25 protein-coding genes and 1 pseudogene are annotated in these 23,611 nt (G+C 69.5%); 7 read left to right on the top strand and 19 right to left on the bottom strand.

The window, feature by feature from the left end; genetic code table 11:
- Positions 1 to 242: 242 nt before the first annotated feature.
- The 9 genes from EBN03_RS04060 to gatC all read right to left on the bottom strand — a co-directional run bounded on the left by EBN03_RS04060 (position 243) and on the right by gatC (position 7,433).
- Positions 243 to 2,258 (bottom strand): protein kinase domain-containing protein, encoded by a 2,016-nt coding sequence (locus EBN03_RS04060; protein WP_122186420.1) that lies wholly within the window; start codon positions 2,256 to 2,258, stop codon positions 243 to 245.
- 19 nt (positions 2,259 to 2,277) lie between these two features.
- Positions 2,278 to 3,225, bottom strand: a complete 948-nt coding sequence (locus EBN03_RS04055) for an undecaprenyl-diphosphate phosphatase (RefSeq protein ID WP_122186805.1) — start codon at positions 3,223 to 3,225, stop codon at positions 2,278 to 2,280.
- Positions 3,226 to 3,343: 118 nt separating this feature from the next.
- Positions 3,344 to 3,472: a hypothetical protein gene (locus tag EBN03_RS35470; protein ID WP_267899251.1), complete on the bottom strand. Its 129-nt coding sequence runs from the start codon at positions 3,470 to 3,472 to the stop codon at positions 3,344 to 3,346.
- A 236-nt stretch (positions 3,473 to 3,708) separates the two neighbouring features.
- Entirely contained in the window at positions 3,709 to 3,861 is a 153-nt protein-coding gene (locus tag EBN03_RS34010; RefSeq protein WP_158675531.1) for a hypothetical protein, read from the bottom strand.
- Between the two features lie 214 nt (positions 3,862 to 4,075).
- Entirely contained in the window at positions 4,076 to 4,234 is a 159-nt protein-coding gene (locus EBN03_RS34005) for a hypothetical protein (RefSeq protein ID WP_158675530.1), read from the bottom strand.
- Between the two features lie 484 nt (positions 4,235 to 4,718).
- Positions 4,719 to 4,868, bottom strand: coding sequence for a hypothetical protein (locus EBN03_RS34000; RefSeq protein WP_158675529.1), 150 nt, complete (start codon positions 4,866 to 4,868; stop codon positions 4,719 to 4,721).
- A gap of 259 nt (positions 4,869 to 5,127) precedes the next feature.
- Complete coding sequence (locus EBN03_RS33995; RefSeq protein ID WP_158675528.1) at positions 5,128 to 5,277, bottom strand: hypothetical protein; 150 nt, start codon at positions 5,275 to 5,277, stop codon at positions 5,128 to 5,130.
- A 307-nt stretch (positions 5,278 to 5,584) separates the two neighbouring features.
- Complete coding sequence (gene gatA, locus EBN03_RS04045) at positions 5,585 to 7,057, bottom strand: Asp-tRNA(Asn)/Glu-tRNA(Gln) amidotransferase subunit GatA (protein WP_122186418.1); 1,473 nt, start codon at positions 7,055 to 7,057, stop codon at positions 5,585 to 5,587.
- Between the two features lie 79 nt (positions 7,058 to 7,136).
- On the bottom strand, positions 7,137 to 7,433 hold the full coding sequence (gene gatC / locus EBN03_RS04040) for an Asp-tRNA(Asn)/Glu-tRNA(Gln) amidotransferase subunit GatC (RefSeq protein WP_122186417.1): 297 nt from the start codon (positions 7,431 to 7,433) through the stop codon (positions 7,137 to 7,139).
- A 610-nt stretch (positions 7,434 to 8,043) separates the two neighbouring features.
- Between gatC and EBN03_RS04035 the strand changes: the two genes are divergently transcribed.
- Complete coding sequence (locus EBN03_RS04035) at positions 8,044 to 8,694, top strand: ACT domain-containing protein (protein ID WP_122186416.1); 651 nt, start codon at positions 8,044 to 8,046, stop codon at positions 8,692 to 8,694.
- Between the two features lie 12 nt (positions 8,695 to 8,706).
- Here EBN03_RS04035 and EBN03_RS04030 read toward each other — a convergent pair.
- Positions 8,707 to 9,197, bottom strand: a pseudogene (locus EBN03_RS04030) (GNAT family N-acetyltransferase).
- 6 nt (positions 9,198 to 9,203) lie between these two features.
- Positions 9,204 to 11,300, bottom strand: coding sequence for an NAD-dependent DNA ligase LigA (gene ligA / locus EBN03_RS04025; protein WP_122186804.1), 2,097 nt, complete (start codon positions 11,298 to 11,300; stop codon positions 9,204 to 9,206).
- 117 nt (positions 11,301 to 11,417) lie between these two features.
- Between ligA and EBN03_RS04020 the strand changes: the two genes are divergently transcribed.
- Together EBN03_RS04020 and EBN03_RS04015 are read left to right on the top strand one after the other, a co-directional pair.
- The gene (locus EBN03_RS04020; protein WP_122186415.1) at positions 11,418 to 12,665 is read left to right on the top strand and encodes an AAA family ATPase; all 1,248 of its coding nucleotides are present in this window, start codon (positions 11,418 to 11,420) and stop codon (positions 12,663 to 12,665) included.
- Positions 12,666 to 12,739: 74 nt separating this feature from the next.
- Positions 12,740 to 13,087 carry a hypothetical protein gene (locus tag EBN03_RS04015; RefSeq protein WP_199742581.1) on the top strand — a complete coding sequence of 116 codons (348 nt, stop codon included), beginning with the start codon at positions 12,740 to 12,742 and terminating at the stop codon, positions 13,085 to 13,087.
- Here the strand turns inward: EBN03_RS04015 and EBN03_RS04010 are convergent.
- From EBN03_RS04010 to EBN03_RS03990, 5 genes are all read right to left on the bottom strand, one after another.
- Positions 13,072 to 14,160, bottom strand: coding sequence for a methionine synthase (locus EBN03_RS04010; RefSeq protein ID WP_122186414.1), 1,089 nt, complete (start codon positions 14,158 to 14,160; stop codon positions 13,072 to 13,074). The two genes, EBN03_RS04015 and EBN03_RS04010, sit on opposite strands and share 16 nt — an antisense overlap.
- Before the next feature lie 55 nt (positions 14,161 to 14,215).
- On the bottom strand, positions 14,216 to 14,920 hold the full coding sequence (locus tag EBN03_RS04005) for an HAD family hydrolase (RefSeq protein ID WP_122186413.1): 705 nt from the start codon (positions 14,918 to 14,920) through the stop codon (positions 14,216 to 14,218).
- Positions 14,917 to 16,035 (bottom strand): tRNA 2-thiouridine(34) synthase MnmA, encoded by a 1,119-nt coding sequence (gene mnmA / locus EBN03_RS04000; protein WP_122186412.1) that lies wholly within the window; start codon positions 16,033 to 16,035, stop codon positions 14,917 to 14,919. Before mnmA ends, EBN03_RS04005 begins: the two co-directional genes overlap by 4 nt.
- Positions 16,032 to 17,282 (bottom strand): cysteine desulfurase family protein, encoded by a 1,251-nt coding sequence (locus EBN03_RS03995; protein ID WP_122186411.1) that lies wholly within the window; start codon positions 17,280 to 17,282, stop codon positions 16,032 to 16,034. The genes mnmA and EBN03_RS03995 overlap by 4 nt, the downstream gene beginning before the upstream one ends.
- A 146-nt stretch (positions 17,283 to 17,428) precedes the next feature.
- Positions 17,429 to 18,082 (bottom strand): TetR/AcrR family transcriptional regulator, encoded by a 654-nt coding sequence (locus EBN03_RS03990; RefSeq protein ID WP_122186410.1) that lies wholly within the window; start codon positions 18,080 to 18,082, stop codon positions 17,429 to 17,431.
- Positions 18,083 to 18,184: 102 nt separating this feature from the next.
- Between EBN03_RS03990 and EBN03_RS03985 the strand changes: the two genes are divergently transcribed.
- Genes EBN03_RS03985 through EBN03_RS03970 form a run of 4 tightly spaced genes read left to right on the top strand, consistent with a single transcriptional unit; the run spans position 18,185 to position 22,043 of the window.
- Positions 18,185 to 19,021: an SDR family NAD(P)-dependent oxidoreductase gene (locus EBN03_RS03985; protein ID WP_122186409.1), complete on the top strand. Its 837-nt coding sequence runs from the start codon at positions 18,185 to 18,187 to the stop codon at positions 19,019 to 19,021.
- Between the two features lie 27 nt (positions 19,022 to 19,048).
- Positions 19,049 to 19,972: a ferritin-like domain-containing protein gene (locus tag EBN03_RS03980; protein ID WP_122186408.1), complete on the top strand. Its 924-nt coding sequence runs from the start codon at positions 19,049 to 19,051 to the stop codon at positions 19,970 to 19,972.
- The gene (locus EBN03_RS03975; protein ID WP_122186407.1) at positions 19,969 to 20,553 is read left to right on the top strand and encodes an NAD(P)/FAD-dependent oxidoreductase; all 585 of its coding nucleotides are present in this window, start codon (positions 19,969 to 19,971) and stop codon (positions 20,551 to 20,553) included. Before EBN03_RS03980 ends, EBN03_RS03975 begins: the two co-directional genes overlap by 4 nt.
- On the top strand, positions 20,550 to 22,043 hold the full coding sequence (locus EBN03_RS03970) for a flavin-containing monooxygenase (protein WP_122186406.1): 1,494 nt from the start codon (positions 20,550 to 20,552) through the stop codon (positions 22,041 to 22,043). Before EBN03_RS03975 ends, EBN03_RS03970 begins: the two co-directional genes overlap by 4 nt.
- 4 nt (positions 22,044 to 22,047) lie before the next feature.
- Here EBN03_RS03970 and EBN03_RS03965 read toward each other — a convergent pair whose 3' ends face one another.
- The 3 genes from EBN03_RS03965 to EBN03_RS03955 form a co-directional block, all read right to left on the bottom strand.
- Positions 22,048 to 22,563 (bottom strand): hypothetical protein, encoded by a 516-nt coding sequence (locus EBN03_RS03965; RefSeq protein ID WP_147471455.1) that lies wholly within the window; start codon positions 22,561 to 22,563, stop codon positions 22,048 to 22,050.
- A 141-nt stretch (positions 22,564 to 22,704) separates the two neighbouring features.
- Positions 22,705 to 23,358: a hypothetical protein gene (locus tag EBN03_RS03960; protein ID WP_147471454.1), complete on the bottom strand. Its 654-nt coding sequence runs from the start codon at positions 23,356 to 23,358 to the stop codon at positions 22,705 to 22,707.
- Between the two features lie 14 nt (positions 23,359 to 23,372).
- Positions 23,373 to 23,591, bottom strand: coding sequence for a type II toxin-antitoxin system HicA family toxin (locus EBN03_RS03955; RefSeq protein WP_122186802.1), 219 nt, complete (start codon positions 23,589 to 23,591; stop codon positions 23,373 to 23,375).
- Between the last annotated feature and the right edge of the window lie 20 nt (positions 23,592 to 23,611).

Genomic DNA, 23,611 nt, shown 5'->3' with positions numbered 1-23,611 from the left:
CGGCCGACAAAGGTTGCCGGCACGGGACGACGATTGTGCACTCAGGCCGGTCGAACTCTCCTGCCGAGCTCGATTTCATCGGACCGACCGCCGGCCGAGGGTCGATACTCCCGCCACTCTGGATCACACAGTGCACCAAGCAATTACGCTGCCGCGACATTCGGTCTGATCGCACAATGTCCGACCGGTTCGCATATCGAGTCGGCGCGGGCCGACGATTGTGCCTTCAGGCAGGTCGAAAGCTATACCGGCAGATGCCGCCACCACTCGATGAACTCCGGCGCCGACATGCCGTCCGCGCCCGGCCGGTTCTCCGCGTGGGCCAGGACCAGGAAGTTCGCATGAGCGGGGTCCGGGAAGGACAGCATTGTCCAGAAGCTGCCGGGCGACTCCGTGGTCGGTGTCGGCCATTGGAAGGCAACGGATTCGCGGGCGGCGGCCCCTTGGCTGCGCTGGTTGGCGGGTAGCTGCTGCAGGACGGCGCGGGCCTCGTCGGCGGAGCGGTAGGACAGGACGGCGTAGGCGGGGCGGTCCGGTTCGCCGGCGCAGTCCCAGGCCGCGGTCCAGGTGCCGAGGCGCAGGGTGTCGTCGCCGGCGGCGGCGAGATGGCCGGGCGCGGCGGCGAAACAGCGCTGGCCGTCGAATCCCGGGCCGGACAGAGCGGTTGCGCTGGGCTGGACCAGTTTCGGGAAAGCGGCTTGGAGGGCGCCGAGACCGGTGCCGGTGGCGGCGGGTGGGCCGAAGGCCCCGGACGAGGCCCCGCTGGTCGGGGGTGCGGGGGTGCCGCCGACGACCGGGCCACCCATTTGTTCCAGTGACCGGCGGTGTCCGTCGTTGTGGGACAGAACGCCGAAGCCGACGACAACCGCGGCCACCATCGCGAGGACGAGGAACAGGCCGATCAGGATCCACAGTGGTCCGGGGATGCCGCGACGGCGGGGTGGCATACCGGCTCGAAACGAAAGTACCTGCGGCACAACCGAATTACGGGAAGCCTGGGCGTATGACGGAGGTGCAACCGGTCCCACCGCACCGCCTGGTCCTACCGCCGGACCCTGTCCCCTCGCCGCGTCAGGTCCTACCGCTGGGCCCGGTCCCACGGCCGGGCCTTGACTCATCGCCGCGCCTGGCCCCACGACCGGACCCTGCCCGACAGCCGGGCCTTGACCCATCGCCGCGCCTGGCCCCACCGCCGGACCCTGCCCCATCGCCGCGCCTGGCCCCACCGCCGGACCTTGCCCCACGACCGGACCCTGCCCCACAGCCGGGCCTTGACCCATCGCCGCGCCTGGCCCGACCGCCGGACCCTGTCCCACAGCCGAACCCGGTCCCACAGCCGAACCCGGTCCCACCACCGCACCTTGTCCCACGGCCGCGCCCGGTCCCGCCACCGGAGCCGAGGTCACGCCCGCAGGCGGCACTTCCGGCATCGTCAACGCCTGGCGGGCGGCGGCCGCGAAGTCCTCGCAGCTCGGGTAGCGGTCCACCGCAAGCTTCGCCATGCCTCGGGCCAGCACCGCGTCCAGTGCCGGGGGCAGCCCGGGCCGGCGCGTGGCCAGCGGCGGCAACGGTAGTTGCAGGTGGCCGTGGATCAGTACCTGCGGGTCTTCGGAGTCGAACGGGCCGGTGCCGGTCAGCAGCCAGTACAGCGCGCAGCCCAGGGCGTACTGGTCGGAGCGATTGTCGAGGGTGCCGCCGGTCATCTGTTCCGGTGACGCGTAAGCCAGTGTGGCGGTGAACATTCCGGCCTGAGTCAGGTGGGTGGAGTCCTCCCGCAGCCGGGCGATCCCGAAGTCGGTGAGGTACACCCGCTCGCCTTTGCCGCCGGCGGCACGGCCGAGCAGGATGTTGGCCGGTTTGACGTCACGGTGCAGCACGCCTTGGCTGTGCGCGTAATCGAGTGCGGCGGCGACACCTTCGATGATCTGGACGGCGCGCTCGGGTGGCAGGGTGCGCGCGTCGACGGTCGCGGCGTCGACGCCGTCGACGTACTGCATGCTGATCCACAGCTGCTGGTCCTCGACCCCGCGGTCGTACACGCCGACGATATTGGGGTGTTCGAGCTGGGCGGCCAGGTCGGCTTCCCGCTCGAAGCGGGCCCGTACCTCGTTGTCCGCGAACAGTTCCGGATTGAGCAGCTTCAATGCGGTCTGCCGGTTCAGGCGGGGGTGGCGCGCGAGGTACACCGCGCCCATTCCGCCTTGGCCCAGCAGTCGTTCGACGGTGAATCCGGCGAAGACGTCACCGTTGCCCAGCACCCTGACCTACTTCCGAGAATCAGAAGACGACGAACCGCAGGATGGAGAAGAACCCGGCGGCCAGGCAGTACACCGCGAACGGCACCAGGGTGCGGGTCTTGAAGAACCGTTCCAGGAAGCGCACCGACAGCCAGGCCGCGACGCCGGCGACGACCGAGCCGACCAGGATCTGGCCGTGGATGCCGGAGGCCTCGGGCTTGAACAGTTCCGGCAGCTTCAGCACACCGGCCGCGAAGATGACGGGGGTGGCGAGCAGGAAGGCGAACTTCGCGGTGTCCTCGTGGTCGAGGCCGCGCAGCAGGCCACCGATCATGGTGAGACCGGAACGGCTGAAACCGGACAGCAGCGCACCGCACTGGGCCAGGCCGATGCCGAGCGCGTCCTTGACGCTGAGTGTGGCGAGCCGTTCCTCGGTGGCGACGGTGCCGTACGGGTCCTCGCCGTAACCGAGTTCGCGGGCGCGTTCCTGTTCGGCGAACTTGCGGCCGTAGTCGGCGAGGGTGGGGGCGTTGCGGCGGCGCAGGCCCTCACCGATCAGCAGCACGAAGCCGTTGAGGAACAGGAAGACCGCGGAGAACGACGGTTTGGCGAACATACTGCGCAGGGTGTGCTCGAGCAGCAGGCCGATCAGGCCGACCGGCACGGTGGCGATGATGATCAGCCAGGCGAGCCGCTGGGTGTCGGTCTCGACGCGTCGGGTCACGACGGTCTGGAAGAACCCGATAATGATGTCGCGCCAGTCTTTCCAGTAGTGGCCGAGCAGCGCGATCGCGGTCGCCACATGCAGCGCCACGATGAAGGCCAGATACGGTGTGCCGCTGCTGGAGTCGCTCTCGGTGACCAGCTCTTTCCACGATCCGCCCAGCCAGGCCGGGAGCAGCACCGAATGTCCGAGGCTGGAGATCGGGAACAGCTCGGTCACGCCCTGCAGCGCACCGATGACTACGGCTTGAAAGTATGTGAGCATCGCCGACGAGTCTCCCATGACGCCTGGTTTCGTGCCTAACGACAACGGCCGGGCGGTTCCCGCAGGAACCGGCCCGGCCGTTCAAGTCACGCCGTGTACCGACGCCCCTGACCTCGAATCAGCCCAGCGAGGTGGTGGTGGTCGTGGTGGTGGCGGGGGTGGCCGGCTGCGGCGTCTGCGCCGACATCGAGTTGAAGATGAAGAAGGCCAGGCCGGCACCGAACAGGGGAAGCGGGTTGGAGCCCATCGTTAGATCCTTTCAGTTCCGCCGATCGGCGTCGGCCGATCGACTGGACGCCCCGGTCGGGTACGTCACGAACCCCCGGATCCGATCGAGTTCGGATCGGAATCACGACCGGGTAGTCGCCGGAAGCCTAGACCGATCCGGGAGTGAAATGTTCGCTTTTGGGAAAATTGACAGGTTGATCCTGCTCACCGACGGCCGGGGCGCACCGCCCACGCACCCGGCCGCCGGATCACCTGTCAGACAGCGCTGCCCGCGGGGATGATCGCGCTGGACAGCGTGCCGGCCATGGCCGCGGCGCCGCCGAGCCCGAAGAGCGCGGCCGAGCTGGCCGCGGCAACGCCGGAAAGACCGGTGGAGAGCAGACCGGAGCCGGTGTCAGAGGAGTTCATCGACTTGTCGTTCCTTTCATCAGCACGCCGAACCGCGGCGCGCACCTGGCCCGGCACCGATCAGTCGCGTTATCGGTTAGGGGAACCGGACCCGGTGGCGGGAAGCCTAGCGGGACAGGCGAAGTGAAATGCGCGTTTTTGAGTCGGCCGAGCGTGTCCTGACCGAGCCAGCGACCGGGGCGCACCGCCCGCACTACCCGGCCGCCGAAGTCACCTAGGAGAGGCTCAGGTTGAGACCGCTGGAGCCGAGGCCGGCACCGATACCCGACCCGCCGGAGGACAGGGAGCCGATCAGCAGAAGGCCCGCGAGCGAACCGACCAGGTCGGCGCCGAGGCCGGACACGGAGGCGGAGATGGTGTTAGTCGAACCCATTGACTTGCTGTTCCTTTCGTCAGCGCGCCAGACGGTGGCGCGCACCGGGTTCGGCACCGACGAGTCGCGTGCATCGGTACGAAACCGACCCCGGTGGCGGGAAGCCTAGCGGGACAAGCAAAGTGAAACGTGAGTATTTGGATCGAAAGCCTGGCCTGCCTGGGCCAGGTCAGGGCGAGAGTCGGGCGAGCGGTCACCGCGAAAGCGCTCGAGCCACGGGCAGCGATGGTGACCCACCGGAGTCAACCAGGTGGTATCGGCAATGCCAGCGGTGGCGACTCACTATGATGATGAAGCCGGTTCCACAAACTACGAAGGCGGACAACAAGAGTCGTCCGACCGGCAGGGGGTCGCCCGATCGGAAGTGGGGGCCGGACCGGCAAAGGTGGCGAGAAGTGAGAGCACTCGTCTCCGACCATGGAACGCGAACGGGCCGGGTGAACGCAGAGGGTTCACCCGGCCCGTCGCAGTCTCTAACGCGAGATCAGCTCAGCGCGTTGAGAACGCCGACGCCCGCGGTCGAGCCGACAGCGGTCAGGTCGTTGATCAGGTCCTCGATGCCGAACAGCGCGGTGGTGCCCGCGGTGGAGCCGGCGTTGGTGAGGGTGCAGACGATGCTTTCCACAGAACCCATTACACACATCTTTCTTGTCATGCTTGCCGCGGCCGGCGGCCGCGCATCGAGATCATGGTTCCTCGACTGGCACACCATATACGGTCCACCCGATCGAATCACTACCAATCCCGACGAGGTTCACCGATCGGACCGATCGTGCGCCGGCAACAGGCACAACAAACAGGGTTCGGACACCGAACACACCGCGGGCCGGGTGGATCCGAAGATCCACCCGGCCCGCGTAGCTCTCTTACGAGAGAAGGTCTCTAAAGAGAGATCAGCTCAGCGCGTTGAGAACGCCGTGCCCCGCGCCCGAACCGACGGCGACCAGGTCGTTGATCAGGTCCTCGATGCCAGCCAGCGCGGTGTTACCCGCGGTGGAGCCGGCGCCAGCGAGACCAGTAACGATGCTTGCCACAGAACCCATTACACACTCTTCCTATTCATGCTTGCCGCGCCCCCCAGTGGAGTCGCGCATCGAGACCATGGTTCCTCGACTGGACCCACCATATACGACCGACTTCACCGAATCATCACCAATAGTAGGAAGTTTCGTGCCTCAAATGCGCCTGTAACGCCCCCCTCGGGGTTTACGATAAAGCGTCCGACACCCGGACTCAGGACGGAAGAAGAACTTCCAGCAAACCCACCGCAAATAGTCGAGCCCCGGCCCGAACTGCCTTGTAGCAGTACGAAGCCGGGGCTCAGCCGTTAATCCGCCGTTACGCGCCCGTTCAGCTACCCACGGGCCCACGGGCGGCCTCGTAGGCGGCCCCCACGCGGTACAGGCGGTCGTCCGCCAGCGCGGGCGCCATGATCTGCAGACCGACCGGCAGACCGTCCTCCCGCGCGAGACCCGACGGCACCGACATCCCGCAGTAGCCGGCCAGGTTCAGCGGCAGCGTGCACAGGTCCTGCAGGTACATCGCCAGCGGGTCGTTCACCTTCTCGCCGAGCTTCCACGCCGTGACCGGGCTGGTCGGCGAGACCAGCACGTCCACCTGCTCGTAGGCGGCGTCGAAGTCGCGGGCGATCATCGTCCGGACCTGCAGCGCCTTGCCGTAGTAGGCGTCGTAGTACCCCGCGGACAGCGCGTAGGTACCGATCATGATGCGGCGCTTGACCTCCGGGCCGAAACCGGCCGCGCGCGAGGCCGCCATCACCTGGTCGGCACTGTGCCGGCCGTCGTCGTCGACCCGCAGGCCGTAGCGCATGGCGTCGAACCGGGCCAGGTTGGACGAGACCTCACTGGGCAGGATCAGGTAGTAGGCGGCGAGCGCGTGCTCGAACGACGGGCACGAGACCTCGATCACCTCGGCGCCCAGATCCTTCAGCTGCGCCACCGCGGCGTCGAACGAGGCGATCACGCCGGGCTGGTAACTGTCGGAATGCAATTCGCGGACCACACCGACCTTCACCCCGCGCAGGTCGCCCTGCGCACCCAGCCGGGCCGCGCCGACCACGTCGGGGACCTCGGCGTGCCGGGAGGTCGAGTCGCGCGGGTCGTAGCCGGCGATCACCTGGTGCAGCAGGGCGGTGTCGAGCACGGTACGGCCACACGGGCCGCCCTGGTCCAGCGAGGACGCGCAGGCCACCAGGCCGTACCGGGACACGGTGCCGTAGGTGGGCTTGGTGCCGACGGTGCCGGTCATGGCGGCGGGCTGGCGGATCGAACCACCGGTGTCGGTACCGATCGACAGCGGGGCCTGCCAGGAGGCGAGCACGGCCGCCGAACCACCGCCGGAACCACCCGGAATGCGTTCGGGGTCGACCGGATTCAGGGTCGGGCCGTAGGCGGAGTTCTCGGTGGACGAACCCATCGCGAACTCGTCCATGTTGGTCTTGCCGAGAATCGGCAGACCGGCTTCGCGGAGCTTGGTGGTGACCGTCGCGTCGTAGGGCGGCACCCAGCCCTCGAGGATCTTCGACGCGCAGGTGGTGGGCATGTCGGTCGTGGTGAACACGTCCTTGAGCGCCAACGGGACACCGGCCAGCGGCGAGGCCACGGAGCCGGCCGCGATGGCGGCGTCGACGGCCGCGGCGGCGGCCAGCGCGGGCTCGGCCGCGACGTGCAGGAACGCGTGGTAGGTGCCGTCGACCTCGGCGATCCGGTCGAGGTGCGCCTGGGTGACCTCGACCGAGGACACCTGACGGGAATGGATCTGCTCGGCCAACTCGGCCGCGGTCAGCTTGATCAGGTCACTCACGCCTGCGCCTCGCTTCGCTCGGCTCCGGCGTGCGCGACGCACGCTGAGTCCTTGGTTCGCTCTCTACGTTCGCTCACTGCTATTCGCCCTCTCCCAGGATCTGCGGCACCATGAACCGCTGCTCCTCCACTGCCGGGGCGCCGGAGAGCGCCTCCTCCGGGGTCAGGCACGGCGCCACCACATCCGGGCGGGTCACATTGGTCTCCGGGTTCGGCGCCGCGGTCGCGGGAACGTCGGCGGCGACTTCTGTGATCACCTGCACATGGCTGAGGATCGAATCGAGCTGACCGGCGTAGCGGTCGAGCTCTTCGTCGGTGAGGGCGAGCCGGGACAACCGGGCGAGGTGTGCAACCTCGTCGCGGGAGATAGCGGGCACCGCGAGTCCCCTTTCGGCAGGTGTGGAGCTGGTCATCGGGCAACCCACAGCCTAGCGAGGGGCTCGGTACCGTTACGCACGGGGAATGCGGAGGCCGCGGCCGTAGCGGCCGGGCCACCGCGTCACCTGCGCCTTCAGACCGGGATGCCCGAGATGTTGGTGGTGCTGCCCGTGATCGCCGTCAACGCGGCGATCACGTCGGCGAGGGTGAAGACCTGGATCGTGGCGACGTACTGGGATCCGCCGAGGTTCATGATGTTCCCTTTCGTTCTGGATGCGCGGGATCCTAGAACCGGTCCCAGTGAAGCGTTGACGTTTCAGACAGCCGCACCGCGGGTGTCACACATACGTAGACCTGGCCCCACGACGACACCGGCAGCGGGCGGCCCATCCGCCCAATCCGGTCGAAACGCCGATTTGCGGACGCAGACTTGACAGCTCAACCTCCTGAGGCTTCCACTGGCACTGGACGGCCACCAGGCCGACAATTGGTCGTGGAGTGTGCGATCCGCACGCCTCAGGTCGAGATGCTCGCGGCCGCGAGTGTAAGGAATGCGAGACTCGGGTACTCCTCGGGAATTCTCGGTCGCACAGAAGGGAAGGGCGGCACGTGTCATATCTGCTCCGCGTGCAACTTCCGGATCGCCCAGGAAGTTTGGGCTCGCTGGCTCTCGCGCTGGGTTCGGTCGGCGCCGACATCCTCTCGCTCGATGTCGTGGAACGGGGAGTCGGCTACGCGATCGACGACCTGGTCGTCGAGGTCCCGCAGGGAGCGCTGCCGGACACGCTGATCACCGCCTGCGAATCGATCACCGACGTCCGGGTCGATTCGCTGCGCCCGTACTCCGGCATGCTCGACACCCATCGTGAGCTGGAACTCATCGACCAGGTGGCCAGCGCCCGCGACGACCGGCTGCAAGCCCTGGTCGACGGGGTGCCGCGGGTGCTGCGGGTCGGCTGGAGCACCGTCCTGGACATGGGCCCGCAGGGCGCGTTCCGGGTCGTGGGCAGCCCCAGCGCCCCCGAGACCCAAGCGTCGACCGCGCCCTGGATGCCGCTCGAGAAACCCGTCATGCTCGACGGCGAGGCCGACTGGGTGCCCAAGATCTGGCGCGACATGGACACCGCGCTCGCCGCGGCACCGCTGGGCAACACCGGCAAGGTGCTGCTGCTGGGCCGGCCGGGCGGTCCGGAGTTCCGGCCCTCGGAGGTCGCGCGGCTGGGCTACCTGGCGGGGATCATCGCCACCGTGCTGGGCTGAGCACCCGGGTGCTCACAGCGCGAAACGCATGACCTGCAACGGCATTCCGGTGCGCGTGAGCCAGTCGCGTTCGGTGGCCCGCACGAAACCCATGTGCCCGTACAGCCGTTGCGCGTCGACCATCGGCGGCATGGTGGTCAGCACGACCGCTTCGTAGCCGCTGTCGCGAGCCGTCTGCAGCACCGAAGTGACCAGTGCCGCACCGACTCCCGCGCCCCGGGCCTGCTTCCCCACCGCCAGCATGCGGAACTCCAGCTCGCCGGGCGGGCGATATCGGCGTAGGGCGTGCCCGGATGCGCGATCGTCACCGAGCCCAGCAGGTTTCCGTCGGCCACCGCCACCCGTACATCGGCCACCGCGGCGCGCCCGGCGGTGTCGGATAGCTCCGCGACGTACGGGCTGGCCGGGTCGATGAAACCCTCGCCCACGTAGACCTCGACGGTCAGGGCGCCCACCGCGTCGTAGTCACTCGGCACGGCGGTACGAATGTGCATGTCGTGCATCAACTCTCACTCCGGTGCCGGTGCTCCGGCCACTGCTTCGGGGCCGCCGGCGAGCAGGCGGCGGAAACCGTCCTCGTCGAGGATCGCAACGCCCAGCTCCTCGGCCTTGGCGGCCTTGGATCCCGGCGCCTCGCCGACCACCACGAAAGCGGTCTTCTTCGACACCGAACCGGCCGCCTTGCCGCCGCGCACCAGGATCGCCTCCTTGGCCTCGTCGCGCGACAGCGTCTGCAGCGAGCCGGTGACGACGATCGACAGGCCCTCGAGGGTGCGCTCGATCGACTGGTCACGCTCGTCGGCCATCCGCACGCCGGCGGCGGTCCACTTCGCCACGATGGTGCGGTGCCAGTCGACGGCGAACCATTCCTTCACCGCCTGGGCGATCGTGCCGCCGACCCCGTCCACGGCCGACAGCTCCTCGACACTCGCCGCCTCGATCCCGGCCATGGTGCCGAACTCGCCGGCTAGCGCCCGCGCGGCGGTCGGGCCGACATGCCGGATCGACAGCGCCACCAGCACCCGCCACAGCGGACGGGACTTGGCCTGTTCCAGATTGGCCAGCAGGCGGCGGCCGTTGGCGGACAGACCACCGTTCTTGTTGGTGTACAGCGTGGTGGTGAGCAGGGACTCCTCGGTCAGGTCGAACAGATCGCCCTCGTCGCCGATCGCACCCGATTTCAGCAGGTCGACGGCCCCTTCGTAGCCGAGTGCCTCGATATCGAAGGCGCCTCGGCCGGCCATGTGGAACACCCGTTCGCGCAGCTGCGCCGGGCAGTGCCGCTGGTTGGGGCAGCGGATGTCGGCGTCACCCTCCTTCGCGGGAGCGAGTTCGGAGCCGCACTCCGGGCAGTGGGTCGGCATGACGAACGCCCGCTCGGTGCCGTCACGGACGTCGACGACCGGGCCGAGCACCTCGGGGATGACGTCACCGGCCTTGCGGATGGTGACGGTGTCGCCGATCAGCACACCCTTGCGGACCACCTCGGCGGCGTTGTGCAGGGTCGCCATCGACACCGTGGAACCGGCGACGGTGACCGGAGCCATCACCGCGAACGGCGTGACCCGGCCGGTGCGGCCGACATTGACCTGGATGTCGAGCAGCGCCGTGGTCGCCTCCTCGGGCGGGTACTTGTAGGCGATGGCCCAGCGCGGTGCGCGGGAGGTGGCGCCCAGCCGCCGTTGCAGCGCGACCTCGTCGACCTTGATCACCTGGCCGTCGATCTCGTGCTCGATGTCGTGGCGGTGCTCGCCCCAGTAGGCGATGCGCTCGAGGACCGCGTCCACCCCCTGCACACGTACGGTGTGCGCGGACACCGGTAGACCCCAGGCCGCCAGCGCCCGGTACGCCTCGTACTGCGAGGCCGGCGCGAAGCCCTCCAGGCGGCCGAAGCCGTGGCAGATCATGTGCAGATTGCGCCGCGCGGTGACCGCCGGATCCTTCTGCCGCAGCGAACCGGCCGCGGTATTGCGGGGATTCGCGTACGGGGGCTTGCCCTCGGCCACGATCGCGGCATTGAGCTGTTCGAAATCGGCGAGCCGGAAATAGACCTCGCCGCGCACCTCGAGCAGCTTCGGGATCGGGAATTCGGCGCTGGCCGTGAGCTGTTCGGGGATATCGCTGATGGTGCGCGCGTTGAGCGTGACGTCCTCACCGGTGCGGCCGTCGCCGCGAGTGGCGCCGCGCACCAGGCGGCCGTCCTCGTAGACCAGGTTCAGCGCGACACCGTCGATCTTCACCTCGCACACGTAGTGCAGGCCGGCGCCGGCCTCGGCCTCGACCCGGGCGGCCCAGGCCCGCATCTCGTCGGCGTCGAACACGTTGTCCAGCGACATCATTCGCTCGAGGTGGTCGACCGCGGTGAACTCGGTGGCGAAGCCGCCGCCGACCAGCTGGGTCGGCGAGTCGGGGGTGCGCAGGTCGGGATGGGATTCCTCCAGCGCGAGCAACTCCTGGAACATCGCGTCGAACTCACCGTCGGAGATGATCGGGGCGTCGCGCACGTAGTACCGGAACTGGTGCTCGCGCACCTGTTCGGCGAGCTGCTGCCAATGCGCCCGCACGTCACCGGACGCCGCCGCCGTCTCCGTCCCCGATTCGCTCACGTCCTGCACAGTAGCTCAGCGGTATGACACCGAAGGCCACGTCACGGCCGTCCGACACGAGCCGCGCACGGCCTGCCCGATGTGCGTATTCCGTTCTCGAACGGCAGGATGGCACGGATGTTGCGCAGCTTTCAGGTCACCAATCATCGGTCGATGGCCCAGCCGCAGGAGCTCCGGCTGACCCGGTCCCGCACCGCGGTGCTGCCCGCACCGGTGACCGCGATCCACGGTGCCGCCGCGAGCGGCAAGACCAGCCTCGTCGACGGGCTCGCCCATATGCGGGATGCGGTGCTGCACTCGGTCACTCGCTGGGATCCCTATGCCGGGCCGGTGCGCCGCCCGCATCTCGCACACGCCGACGAGCCGTCGGAGTTCGTGGCGATGTTCACCGCCGAGGGCATGCCGTACACGTACGGTTTCCGGCTGGACAACACCGACGTCCTGGCGGAGTGGTTGCACTGCCATCCGCACAACCGCAAGCGTGTGGTCTTCGAACGCGAGGGTGACCAGGTCCGGATCGGTGCGACGTTCGAGGCCGTCCGGTACGGGATTGGCGCAATTGCGCCACTCGTGCGGCCGAATGCGCTGCTCCTGAGCCTGACCGGACAGCTCCCGGCCGAGGCACTCATGCCGGCCTATCGCTGGTTCGCCGGCCGGCTCGACATCCACACCGGCCCGGGCGACCCGCAGACCGTCGCGCACCGGCTCGGCGCCCACCTGACCCGCTCCCCCGACCACGCCGCCCGGCTGCTGATGCTGTTGCGATCCACCGACACTGGCATCACCGATCTGCTGATCGCCGCGCACGACCCCGCATACGCCGACTACCTCACCGAGTTGGACGCCGATATCACCGGCGCCGCAGCCGAACTCGACGCCTGCCTGAACTCGACCGAACGCGCTCGCGCGCTGGAACAGACCCACGGGCTGACGGTCTTCGGCCTGGAAGCCGAGCTGGAGAACCTGCGCGCCGCCCGCGACACCCTCTACGAACGCATGGTGTCGCGGCGCGGCGTCGGGCTCGGCCTGGTCCACGAGGGCATCGACACCCCGTTCGACATCGCCGACGAATCCGCCGCCACCGTGGCCCTGCTGCGCCTGCTGCCGCCGGTGCTGGACGCCCTCGACACCGGCCGGGTCATCGCGATCGACGATATCGACACCTATCTGACCGGCGACGCCTCCGACCAGCTGATCCAGCTGTTCCAGAACCCGGAGACCAATTCGCGCGGCGCCCAGCTGCTGTTCACGACCCGGGACCGGACCCTGGTCGACCGCGGTAACGGCCGCTCCCAGACCCGCCGCACCACCGTCTGGCAGCTGCGCCGCACCGCCACCGGCGTGAGCGAACTGACCCCGAAGTAGCGGCGCAGGGTGGCGACCTGGTCCGCTGAGCGCTGCTTCCCGGGCCCGCTGCCGGGCGGGCCTAGGATGGATTCGTGCTGGAACTGGCGTTCATCATGGCCCTTGCGGGTGTGCTCGTGTCCCTGCTCGCGTTCTATCGCCGCGGCCGGGGCGGTGGGCGCTCGGTGGCCGAGCCGGTGTCGGGCATGCTGACCGTGACCGGGGTGAGTCCGCGGCCGGCGGCGCAGGGCGAGCAGTACGTCACGATCACCGGGCTGTTGTCCGGGCCCGGCGTCGAGGGCGAGACCGTATACGGCCGGTTCGCCTGGGACGTGAACCAGTGGCCGTCGCCCGGGGACCGCATCGACGTGGTGTACCCGGCCGGACGGCCCGACCGCTGGCAGCTCAGCCACCCGGGTTCGCGGCCCTACCTGGGGTCGTAGCCGACAGTCCGCGGCCGGCTCACCTTGTCCCGCAGGGCGAGTGCTTCCGGCTCGTCACTGTAGGCGTGAGCGATCTCCCGGGCCAGGGTCAGGGCACGCCGCGCCCAGGCCGGGGTCGCACCTGCCAGGCCGCAGGTAGGAGTCACCAGGACACGCTCGGCAAGCAGTCGGCGGGGCATGCCGAGCCGGTCCAGCAGGCGCACACCGGGTTCGGCGAGTTCGCGCCAGGACGGGGGCACGGCGGGTGCGGTCGTGGGAATCAGGCCGAGCGCCACATGCTTTCCGGCGTCGAGGAGTTCGCCGACGGAGTCCAGGTCGGCGGTGCCGATGCGGCCCAGGTCGAAACCGATCACGGTGGCGGCGGTGCCGCGCAGGAAGTTCAGGGCGGGGCGACCGGCGCAGGTGTGCAGCAGGGTCGGGCCGGTCTGGGCGGTCAGCACGGTGTCGAGCAGGGCCTGGGCTTCCGGTTCCGGTAGCGCGCGAACGATATTCAGCACGCTGGCACCGGTCAGGGAGCCGGTGAGGACATCGGTCAGGGACGGTTCGTCGAACTGCACCACCACCGTCGCGCCCAGTCGGCGGGCCACCTCGGCGGCGTGGTTCGCCACGCCTTCGGCCAGGGACTCGGTGAGGTCGCGCACCGCGCCGGTATCGGTCAGTACCCGGTGGCCGTTCATCAGCTCGACCTGGGCGGCGAGGGTCAGCGGGCCGACGGACTGCACCTTGACCGTGCGGCCCGAACCGAGCAAACCGGCTGTCTCCCAGGCTTCTTCGAGCGCGTCGACGTCGGTCCGCAGTAGGTCGTGGGCCCGCCGGGACACCGCGCCGCGACCCGGGCCCAGCCGGTAACCACGCACCGAGGTGTCCAGCCGCAGATCCACCAGCAGGGCGGAGGCGCGGCCGATCATGTCCGAACCGGCCCCGCGCGCGGGCAGTTCCACCAGATGGGCCAGCTCCGGCAGCTCGCCGACCATGGTGGCCGCCGCCTCCCGCGGGTCGGTGCCCGGCCAGGATCCGACGCCGGTCGCGATCCCGCCCGGCAGCGCCGTCGATTCTGTTGCCGCGTCGCTCATCTCGTGGCCCCTTCGATCGAAACCGAAACCGTTTCAGTGCGTGACCGCGCCGTACTCACCGCGCGGCCCAGCGTTGCTCCGTCGCGAGGTCGGGCGAGGCCACCCCGGCACGACCGGGAATCCTTTCGGCCGCACGGTAATCCGCACCTGTGGTGCGCACGGCGGCGAGACCGGTTTCGAACCAGGCAGGAAAGGCATCCAGATCGGCCAACACCACGTCAGCGCCGTACGCCGACAACGCGTCCGCGTCGAACGGGCCGGTCGCCACACCCACCGCGATCGCCCGCGCCGCCCGCGCGGCGTCCACGTCCGCGGTGTGGTCCCCCACGTACGCGCCGGCACCGAATTCCCGTAGCGCGAAGCCCTTGTCGGCCCCGAACACGCCGCCGGTCACGGAATCGACCGGCAGCCCGAGGTATTCGACCGTGCGCACGGTGTCGGCGTGATTCTTGCCCGACACCACGATCACCCGGCCGCCCGCCGCCCGGACCGCGGCGATCGCGGCGGCGGCACCGGGCATGAGGGTGGTGGCGGGCACCGCCACCGACGGATAGATCTCCCGGAACCGCACCACCCGCTCGGCGACCTGGTCGGCCGGAAACCAGTGTGCGAGTTCGACTTCCAGCGGCGGTCCGAGCCGGGACACCACCACATCGGTGTCGATCGGCACCCCGGTCTCCGCCGAGAGCATCCGGTAGACGGCCGCGATCCCCGCGCGGGTGTCCGCCAGGGTCAGATCGAGGTCGAAACCGACGTTCACCGTGCGCTTTCCGCGGTGTCGGCGACCGCGGCGTGCGGGGTGCGGTCGGTGCCGGTGATGGTGCCGCTGCCGATCACGATGTCGCCCAGCTCGTCCGGCCGGTACAGCACGACGGCCTGGCCGCGTGCCACACCGGTGAGCGGCTCGCGCAACCGGACCACCAGACCGGACCCGTCGGCCTCCGCGACCGCCGGTGCGGTACCGCCGTGGGCGCGAACCTGCGCGACGCACTCCACCGGCCCGGTCGGCACGCTGCCCGAGGTCCAGATCGCCCGCTCGGCGTGCACCGTCCACACCTCGAGTTCCTCCACCGCGCCCACATGGACGGTGCCGGAGTCGGGGTCGATCCCGGTCACGTAGCGGGGGCGCCCGTCCGGCGCGGGACCGGGCAGGCCGAGGCCCTTGCGCTGGCCGATGGTGAAGCCGTGCACGCCGTCGTGGTCTCCGAGCTTGCGCCCGTCCGCGTCGACGATCGCACCGGGCCGCACGCCGATCTTGGCACCCAGGAACGCGCGGGTGTCGCCGGAGGGAATGAAGCAGATGTCGTGCGAGTCGGGCTTGTTCGCGACCGCGAGGCCGCGCTCGGCGGCCTCGGCGCGGATCTGCGGCTTGGGGGTGTCACCGACCGGGAACATGGCCCGGGTGAGCTGTCCGGCGGTGAGCACGGCCAGCACATAGGACTGGTCCTTGTCGGCGTCGACCGCGCGGCGCAGCACGCCGTCGTCGAGCCGGGCGTAGTGACCGGTGACCACGGCGTCGAAGCCGAGCGCCACCGCCCGGTCCGCCAGCGCCGAGAACTTGATCTTCTCGTTGCAGCGCAGGCACGGGTTCGGGGTTTCCCCCGCCGCGTAGGCCGCCACGAAGTCGTCGATCACGTCTTCCTTGAACCGGTCGGCGAAATCCCAGACGTAGAACGGGATTCCGAGCACGTCGGCGGCGCGACGGGCGTCGCCGGCGTCCTCCTTCGAGCAGCAGCCCCGCGAACCGGTCCGCAGCGTGCCCGGGGTGGCCGACAGCGCCAGATGCACCCCGACCACCTCGTGTCCGGCGTCGACCGCGCGTGCGGCCGCCACGGCGGAGTCGACACCGCCGCTCATCGCAGCGAGGACCTTCACGGCATAGCTCCCTTCGCGCCGGCCGGAACCGGCTGTCCGGCACCGGCCGATCCGGCGGCCTTGGCGCGCTCCACCACGGCGGGCAGCACCTCCAGCAGGCGGTCGACGTCGGCACGAGTCGTGGTGTGCCCCAGCGAGAATCGCAGCGAACCGCGGGCCTGCCCGGTATCGCGGCCCATGGCCAGCAGGACGTGGCTGGGGCCCGCGACCCCGGCGTTGCAGGCCGAACCGGTCGAGCATTCGATGCCCGCCGCGTCCAGCAGCATGAGCAGCGAATCACCCTCGCAGCCGGGGAACGTGAAGTGCGCGATGCTGGGCAGCCGCGCGGCGGCCGGGCCGTTGCGGATCGCGTCGGGCACCGCGGCCTGCACGCGCATCACCAGCTCGTCCCGCAGTACAGCCAGTTCGGCACTGCGCGTGGGCAATTCGGCGACCACAGCGTGCAGCGCCACCGCCATGCCCACGGCGCCGGGCACATCGGAGGTGCCCGAACGCAGGTCCCGCTCGTGGCCGCCGCCGTGGAACAGCGGCGTGCACGGCACCTGCCGGCCCAGCAGCAATACCCCGATCCCGTGCGGGCCGCCGACCTTGTGGGCGGCGAAACTGGCTGCCGCCAGCCCGCTCCCGGCGAAATCGATGGGCAGACAGCCGGCCGCCTGGACCGCGTCGCTGTGCATCGGGATATCGAATTCCTGTGCCACCGCGGCCAATTCGTGGATCGGCTGGACCGACCCGACCTCGTTGTTGGCCCACATGACGCTGATCAGCGCCACCTCGTCGGCGTAGCGCTCCAGGGCCGCGCGCAGCACGGCCGGACTGACCACACCGTCGGCGTCCACGTCGAGCAGGGTCGCACGGGCCCCCTCGGCCTCGACGAGCGATTCCACCGAGTCGAGCACGGCGTGGTGCTCGATACTGCTGACGAGGATGCGGTCGCGCCGGGGATCCGCGTCGCGCCGCGCGCGGAAGATCCCCTTGACGGCGAGATTGTCGCTCTCGGTGCCACCGGAGGTGAAGATCACTTCGGAGGGGCGGGCGCCGAGATCGGCCGCGATCGACTCGCGCGCCTCCTCGAGGCGGCGGCGGGCGGCGCGCCCCGAACCGTGCAGTGACGACGCGTTGCCGGCCTGGCCCAGCACAGCCGTCATCGCCTCGACAGCGGACGGCAGCATGGGTGTGGTGGCCGCGTGATCGAGGTAGACCGTCTGGGGAACCGCACCGACCGGACCCGGGTAAGCCGACATCATGACCTGATCAAGCCTATCCCACTCTCTACCTGGGCAAACCTCGGGGTATCGGACCTGGTCGGCCCGATCCACCCCGCCAATCGCAACGGTGTCGCCGGAGCCGGTATTCCGCGCGGGCAGATTTTGTCGGTGGACTTCCCGCCGGGTCACACCTCGCCGATGGTGTCCTCGCGCAGGAACATCGTGCCGAGCTGCAGGGCGATGGCGGTGGTGTGGTCGGCGACGCGCTGGGCGTCCACATCGATCACGCCGGTGCGCCAGGCGGTCAGGAGTTCGATGAAGCCGCCGATGCCGGCCAGGGTGCTCATCCGGACAGCTGTTTCGTCGGCGCCGGGCCGCAGGTAGGGCTGGGCGGTGACGATCAGCAGGCTGGTGGCGTCGGTGAGCATGGTCTTGCGGCGCAGTTCGAGCACGGCGCTGCCGGCGTGGTCGGCGAGCAGGATCCGGGCGCGGCCGCGCGGGTCGATCTGCAGTTCGACAGCGCGGGTGATGGCGGCGCGCACGACCGCGGACGCGGTGTCGCCCGCGTGCTCGGCGACGACGGCGGCCAGGTCGGCGAAGACCTCGGCGCAGACGTCGTCCCAGACCGCGCCGAGCAGTTCGTCGCGGTCGGCGAAGTGTTCGTAGAAGTACCGGTCGTTGAGGCCGGCGCGCTGGCACACGCCGCGCATGGTGACCGCGGCCCAGCCGCTGTCGATCCAGACGGCGAGGGCCGCGTCGATCAGGCTGGCGCGCCGGTTCGCACTGCGTTCGCCGGCGGTCAGCCCACCCCAGGTCCGTGCCGGTGCGCGCACATCCATAGTTGACAAAGTACCCGCTCGCGCGCCTAATTGGTGTCAGGTGCGGCCAATGGTGGCAGATGCCACCAGTTGCAGGTCACACCGGTCGATCCGGGAGTCGCCATGCGCCTGTTCCCCTTCGGCGGATCCCGCCGGACCACGAACGCCGATGCGGTGGTGACCGGCGCCGGCAGCGGCATCGGGCGCGCGTTCTCGATCGAATTGGCCCGGCGCGGCGGCCGCGTCGTGTGCTCGGATATCGATGCCGAGCGCGCCGCGGAAACGGCCCGCCTGGTCACCGACGCAGGCGGCAAAGGTTTCGGCACTCGCTGCGACGTCACCCTCGCCGACGAGGTGCGCCGGCTCGCCGACACCGCCCAGGACCGGTTCGGCGGCCCGCCCGCGGTCGTGATCAACAACGCCGGCATCGGCGCCGGCGGACCCGTGGTCGGCGAGTTCGCGCTCATGGACTGGCAGCGCACCCTCGCGGTGAATCTGTGGGGCGTGGTGCACGGCTGCCACGTCTTCGTCCCGCTGCTGCGGGAAGCCGGGCGCGGCGCGCTGATCAATGTGGCCTCGGCAGCCGCATTCGGCGCCGCACCGCGCATGGCCGCGTACAACGTCAGCAAGGCCGGAGTGCTGGCCCTGTCCGAGACGCTGGCCGCCGAACTGTCCGGCACTGGCGTCACCGTCACCGTGCTCTGCCCGACCGGCGTGAAAACCGGCATCCTGCAGGCCGATTCACCGATGGACGCCACCGCGGAGCGGCTCGCCGGGCTGCTGCTGCGCTGGACCGGCCGCCCGCCCGCCACTGTCGCCCGCGCCGCACTCGACGCCGCCGATCACGGCGAGCTCTACGTCCTGCCCCAGCTCGAGGCGAAAGCACTGTGGCAGGCCAAACGCTGGCTGCCCACGACCTACACCCGCTCGGCCGGACTGCTGGAGCGGGTCGTGCGCTGATCCACCATTCGAGAAGGAGATCGGACAATGACGTTCGCCTATCCGGACATGCTCGCCACCATCCGCGCCAAGCAGTGGGCGCTGGCCGATATCGACTGGGACGCACCGGGTGCCGAGACCATCACCGACGAACAACGCCCACGCCTGGCCACCTTCATGGCCGACCTGGTCTGGATCGAACACGTCGGCGCCCGCGGCTTCGCGGCGCTCGCGCACCAGGTGCCACCCGGACCGCTGCGCGAGATCTACAAGCACTTCCACGCCGAGGAACAGAAGCACGCCAATGCCGAACTGGCGCTGATGCGCCGCTGGGGCATGCTCGACGGCGACGCGATGCCGGTGCCCAACAAGAACATTCGGCTCGTGATCAGCTGGCTCGACCGCTACGCCGAGGGGCTGCGGGTTCCGGTGCTGGGCACCGTGATTCCCTCGCTGGAGACCGCACTCGACGGCGCGCTGGTGAAGTTCCTGCTCGACGAGGTCGACGACCCGATCTGCCACCAGGTGTTCCGGCACATCAACAGTGACGAATCCCGGCATCTGGCAGTCGGATTCCAGGTGCTCGAACAGCTTGGCGCCGGGCCGATCCGCCAACTCGCGATCGAGACAGCGGGTTTCGCGCTGCGGCCCACGTTCCTGCTCGGCGCCCTGCTGTACGCACCGCTGCTGTCGCGGATGTCGGCCAACATCATGGCGCTCGGCCTGGACGAGCAGAAGCTGTGGCAAGCCGTGCGGCGCTACGAGAACGTGGGTGAGCGGAGCCCGGACATCCGGCGGGTGCCGCTGTATCACGTGGTGAAGCTGCACGCCAAGGCCACGATTCACCGGTCGCAGCCGCTCCGGCTGCTGGCCGATGTGTCCAATGTCGCCATCGACCGGTTCCCGATCCGGGTGCTCGGCCACCGCCCGTCCTGGGTCCAGGAACTGACCTACGAGCCGGTGGCGAAATGACTGCGCCACGCTTCGCCGACACGTTCACCGGTCGCCAGATCCATTGCACGGCTTTCACTCCGCGGCACGCCTTCACCGGCCGGCGGGTCGCGATCATCGGAAGTGGTGCTGCCGCGGCGCGGTTGCTGCCCGGCATCGCCGCCGAGGCCGCCCGGGTCTCGGTGTTCCAGACCGACGCGGTGTGGATCCTGCCCCGGCCGCCGGTGTGGTCGGCGACCGCGGTGCGGCGGCTGCCGGCCTGGCTGCTGCGGTTCGCCGCCGAGGCCAATCTCCGTGTACAGGTGCGTGATTCGTGGTTGCGTCAGCGCCTCACGCCGGATCAGACCGCCGGCGTGGCGCTGCACAACCAGTACTACCGCACCCTGCAGCAGCCCGGGTGCACCCTGGTGACCTGGCCGATCGCCCGACTGGCGCCGCTGGGCATCCGGACCGTCGACGGGATCGAGCACCGGGTGGACACCATCGTCTACGCCGAGGACACCGGTCACGTCGTCACCACGATCGCCGCCGGCGGACGCGCGGCTCCGGACCGGTTCACCACCGCACTCCCCCGCCGAACCGCCCGAAAGGAACCGGCATGAGTAGTCCAACCACGCCCACGACGGACCACGAGATCATCATCGTGGGCGCCGGATTCTCCGGGATCGGTGCCGCGATCGCCTTGCGCAAGGCGGGTTTCGACGACTTCCTGATCGTCGACGAGGCCGACGGTGTCGGCGGGACCTGGCACTGGAACACCTATCCCGGTGTGGCCGTAGATATTCCGTCGTTCAGCTACCAGTTCTCGTTCGATCAGCGCACCGACTGGTCCCGGGTGTACGCGCCGGGCCGGGAGCTGAAGGCGTACGCGGAGTCCTGTGTCGACCGGTACGAGCTGCGGCCGCGAATCCGGTTCCGCACCACCGTCGTCGGCGCCGACTTCGACTCCGGCACCGACCGGTGGGTGCTGCGGACCGCGGACGGCGAGCAGCTGACGGCACGTTTCGTGATCAGCGCCACCGGCGTGCTCACCCGCCCGAAGCTGCCGGACATCCCCGGGGTGGAGACGTTCGCGGGCACCGTCATGCACACCTCGCGCTGGGACCACGACTGCGATTTACGGGCGAAGCGGGTCGCGATCATCGGCACCGGAGCGTCGGCGGTGCAGGTGATTCCGGAGATCGCACCGCACGTCGCCCGGCTGACGGTGTTCCAGCGCACGCCCATCTGGTGCCTGCCGCGCCCCGACGCGCCGCTGCCACTGCCGGCCCGGCTGGCGCTGCGGGTGCCGGGCGGCCGCGCGCTGACCCGGCTGCTCAGCCAGACCTACGTCGAATTCACCTTCCCGCTCGCCGCGCACTATCACCGCTCGCTGCCCACCGCCGCGATCGGGGAACGCACCGGGCTGGCCCATCTGCGCCGCCAGGTGAAGGATCCGGCCGTGCGGGCCGCGCTGACCCCGAACTACGCGCTCGGCTGCAAGCGGCCCAGTTTCTCCAACGACTATCTGGCTACCTTCAATCGGTCGAACGTGCTGCTGGAGACCTCGGCGATCACCGAGATCACGCCGACCGGGGTGCGCACCGCGAACGGGGTCGAGCACGCGGCCGAGGTGCTGATCCTGGCCACCGGTTTCAAGGTGATGGAGTCGGGCAACATGCCGACCTACGAGCTGCGTGGGGTGGGTGGCCGCGATCTCGAAACCTGGTGGGACGAGAACAGATTGCAGGCTTACGAGGGCGTGAGCGTGCCCGGGTTCCCCAATTTCTTCTCCATCATCGGCCCGTACGGCTACAACGGCGCGTCGTATTTCACGCTGATCGAGAACCAGACCCGGCACATCCTGCGTTGCCTGCGGCACGCTCGCAGCCGGAACGCGGCCCGGATCGAGGTGACCGTGGAAGCCAACGACCGCTTCTTCCGCGAGATGCTGGCGCGGCGCGGCGGGCAGGTGTTCTGGCAGGACAGTTGCACGCTGTCGAACAGCTACTACTTCGACAAGCACGGTGACGTGCCGTTGCGGCCCAGTTCGACCGTCGAAGCCGCCTGGCGCAGTGGTCATTTCGATCTCGACGACTACGCGTTCTCCTGATCGGTCAGGGCACCCGAGGGCCGGCGAAGCGGCTCAGTTCGGCGGCAGTGAAATCGAACAGGCGCACCAGCGCGACGGGGACGATGCCCTCGGCGGGGCATGCCCGGCCGAACAGCTCCTCGCGCTCGGCCAGGGCGGCATCGAGTTCGGCGGTGGCGGCCCGCACCTCGGGCTGTTCCTGTAGGTCGCCGGCCGTGCCGCCGGTGGCCGCCGCCAGCGCCGCGCGGGCCGCGGTGACTCGGGCGACGGCCGCCTCGATCTCCACGGTGGGCACCGCGATCGGCACATCCGGTTCCGGCGGATAGCGATCCGGGTACAGCGTTTCCAGTGCCCGGCGCAGCACCCGGCAGCGGGCGATGTCGCACAGGCTGTGGATCTGTGCCATCGGGCGGGCCAGATCCACCGGCACCCAGCCGATGTCGATCCGGCAGAACAGTGGCGCCAGGCAGGCCACTGTCCATTGCGGCGTCACAGCGTGCTCCGGGTCGTCGAGCACGCCTGCATCCCATTCGGCAAACACACAGCGACTATCGCGGACACAGTCATAAATGTGACACCTCCAGTTCAGAATAAACCGACCGGACGGAATGAATTCGGCACGTACCCGCGCCCGAAAAATGATCTCCGAGTGGGCAACCCGCCCACCCGGTACGAGGAAGCCTCAGCTCTGCGCGTCGGCCCCGGAACGGCGGACCACGATCGAACGCTCGGTATCGGGCTCCGCCGCTGACTTCACGCGCGCCACGAGCTCGGTGACCTCGATGGGCGGCGAAACTCGGGCAACGTCGATCGGGGTGTCCGCCGAGCGGCCGGGATCGACGGCCAGCTGCAGCAGATGCGCCGCCGCGGCGAGCAGGAACTCGTCCGCCGCAACCGAATCCGCCGGTTCCTCGGCTTCGTAGACCCCCGCCAGCTTCTCGGCCAGGCGACGCGAGGACGTGTCCTCCGGGCGCACCTCGGCTGCCCCGGCGGTGAGCTGACCGGCCCGCTGGAACGAGATCTCCAGGGACTGACCGATATCGCGCAGGGTCAGGCCGACGGCGGACAGCTGCTGGGCGGCGCGGCGAGCCTCCTCGGCGGCCGCGTTGCGCAGCGCGTCGGCCAGCTCGTGCAGCTGCCGGGACCGGGCCCAGTGCTCCTGCGCCTCGGCCGGCAGCTCTACCGACATCTCTACTTCGAACGAATCATCCGGAATGCCGAGCAGCATGGCCACCAGGTCGCGCACCATGGCGTCGACCTCCCGCAGGTTGCGAGCCTGCGTCCACTGGTTCAACTCGGGGATGTGGACCAGCCAGAAGCGATTGCCTCGCTTCACCTCGGCATGGTAAATCACGCTCGCCACCAGCCCTTTCCGAGTTTCGCCTCGCACTGCTTGTAGACCCGCACCGCGTAGTACTCGTCGAGGTCGTTGTGCCGGGCGATCGGCACTGTCACCCCATCGAGCCTGTACAGCGTGTGGTTTCCACCCTGACGCAACATCTCCCAGAGCAGCCCCGCGCGCTCGGCTGCCCCCGCAATCTTGTCCACCATATCCACCCTCCGCACCATGAGCACAGTCTAGAACCAGC

Source organism: Nocardia stercoris (genome assembly GCF_003696265.1).
GTDB lineage: Bacteria > Actinomycetota > Actinomycetes > Mycobacteriales > Mycobacteriaceae > Nocardia > Nocardia stercoris.
Note: the sequence above shows the minus strand (reverse complement) of the source record. Positions and strands in the feature narration are given on the sequence as shown.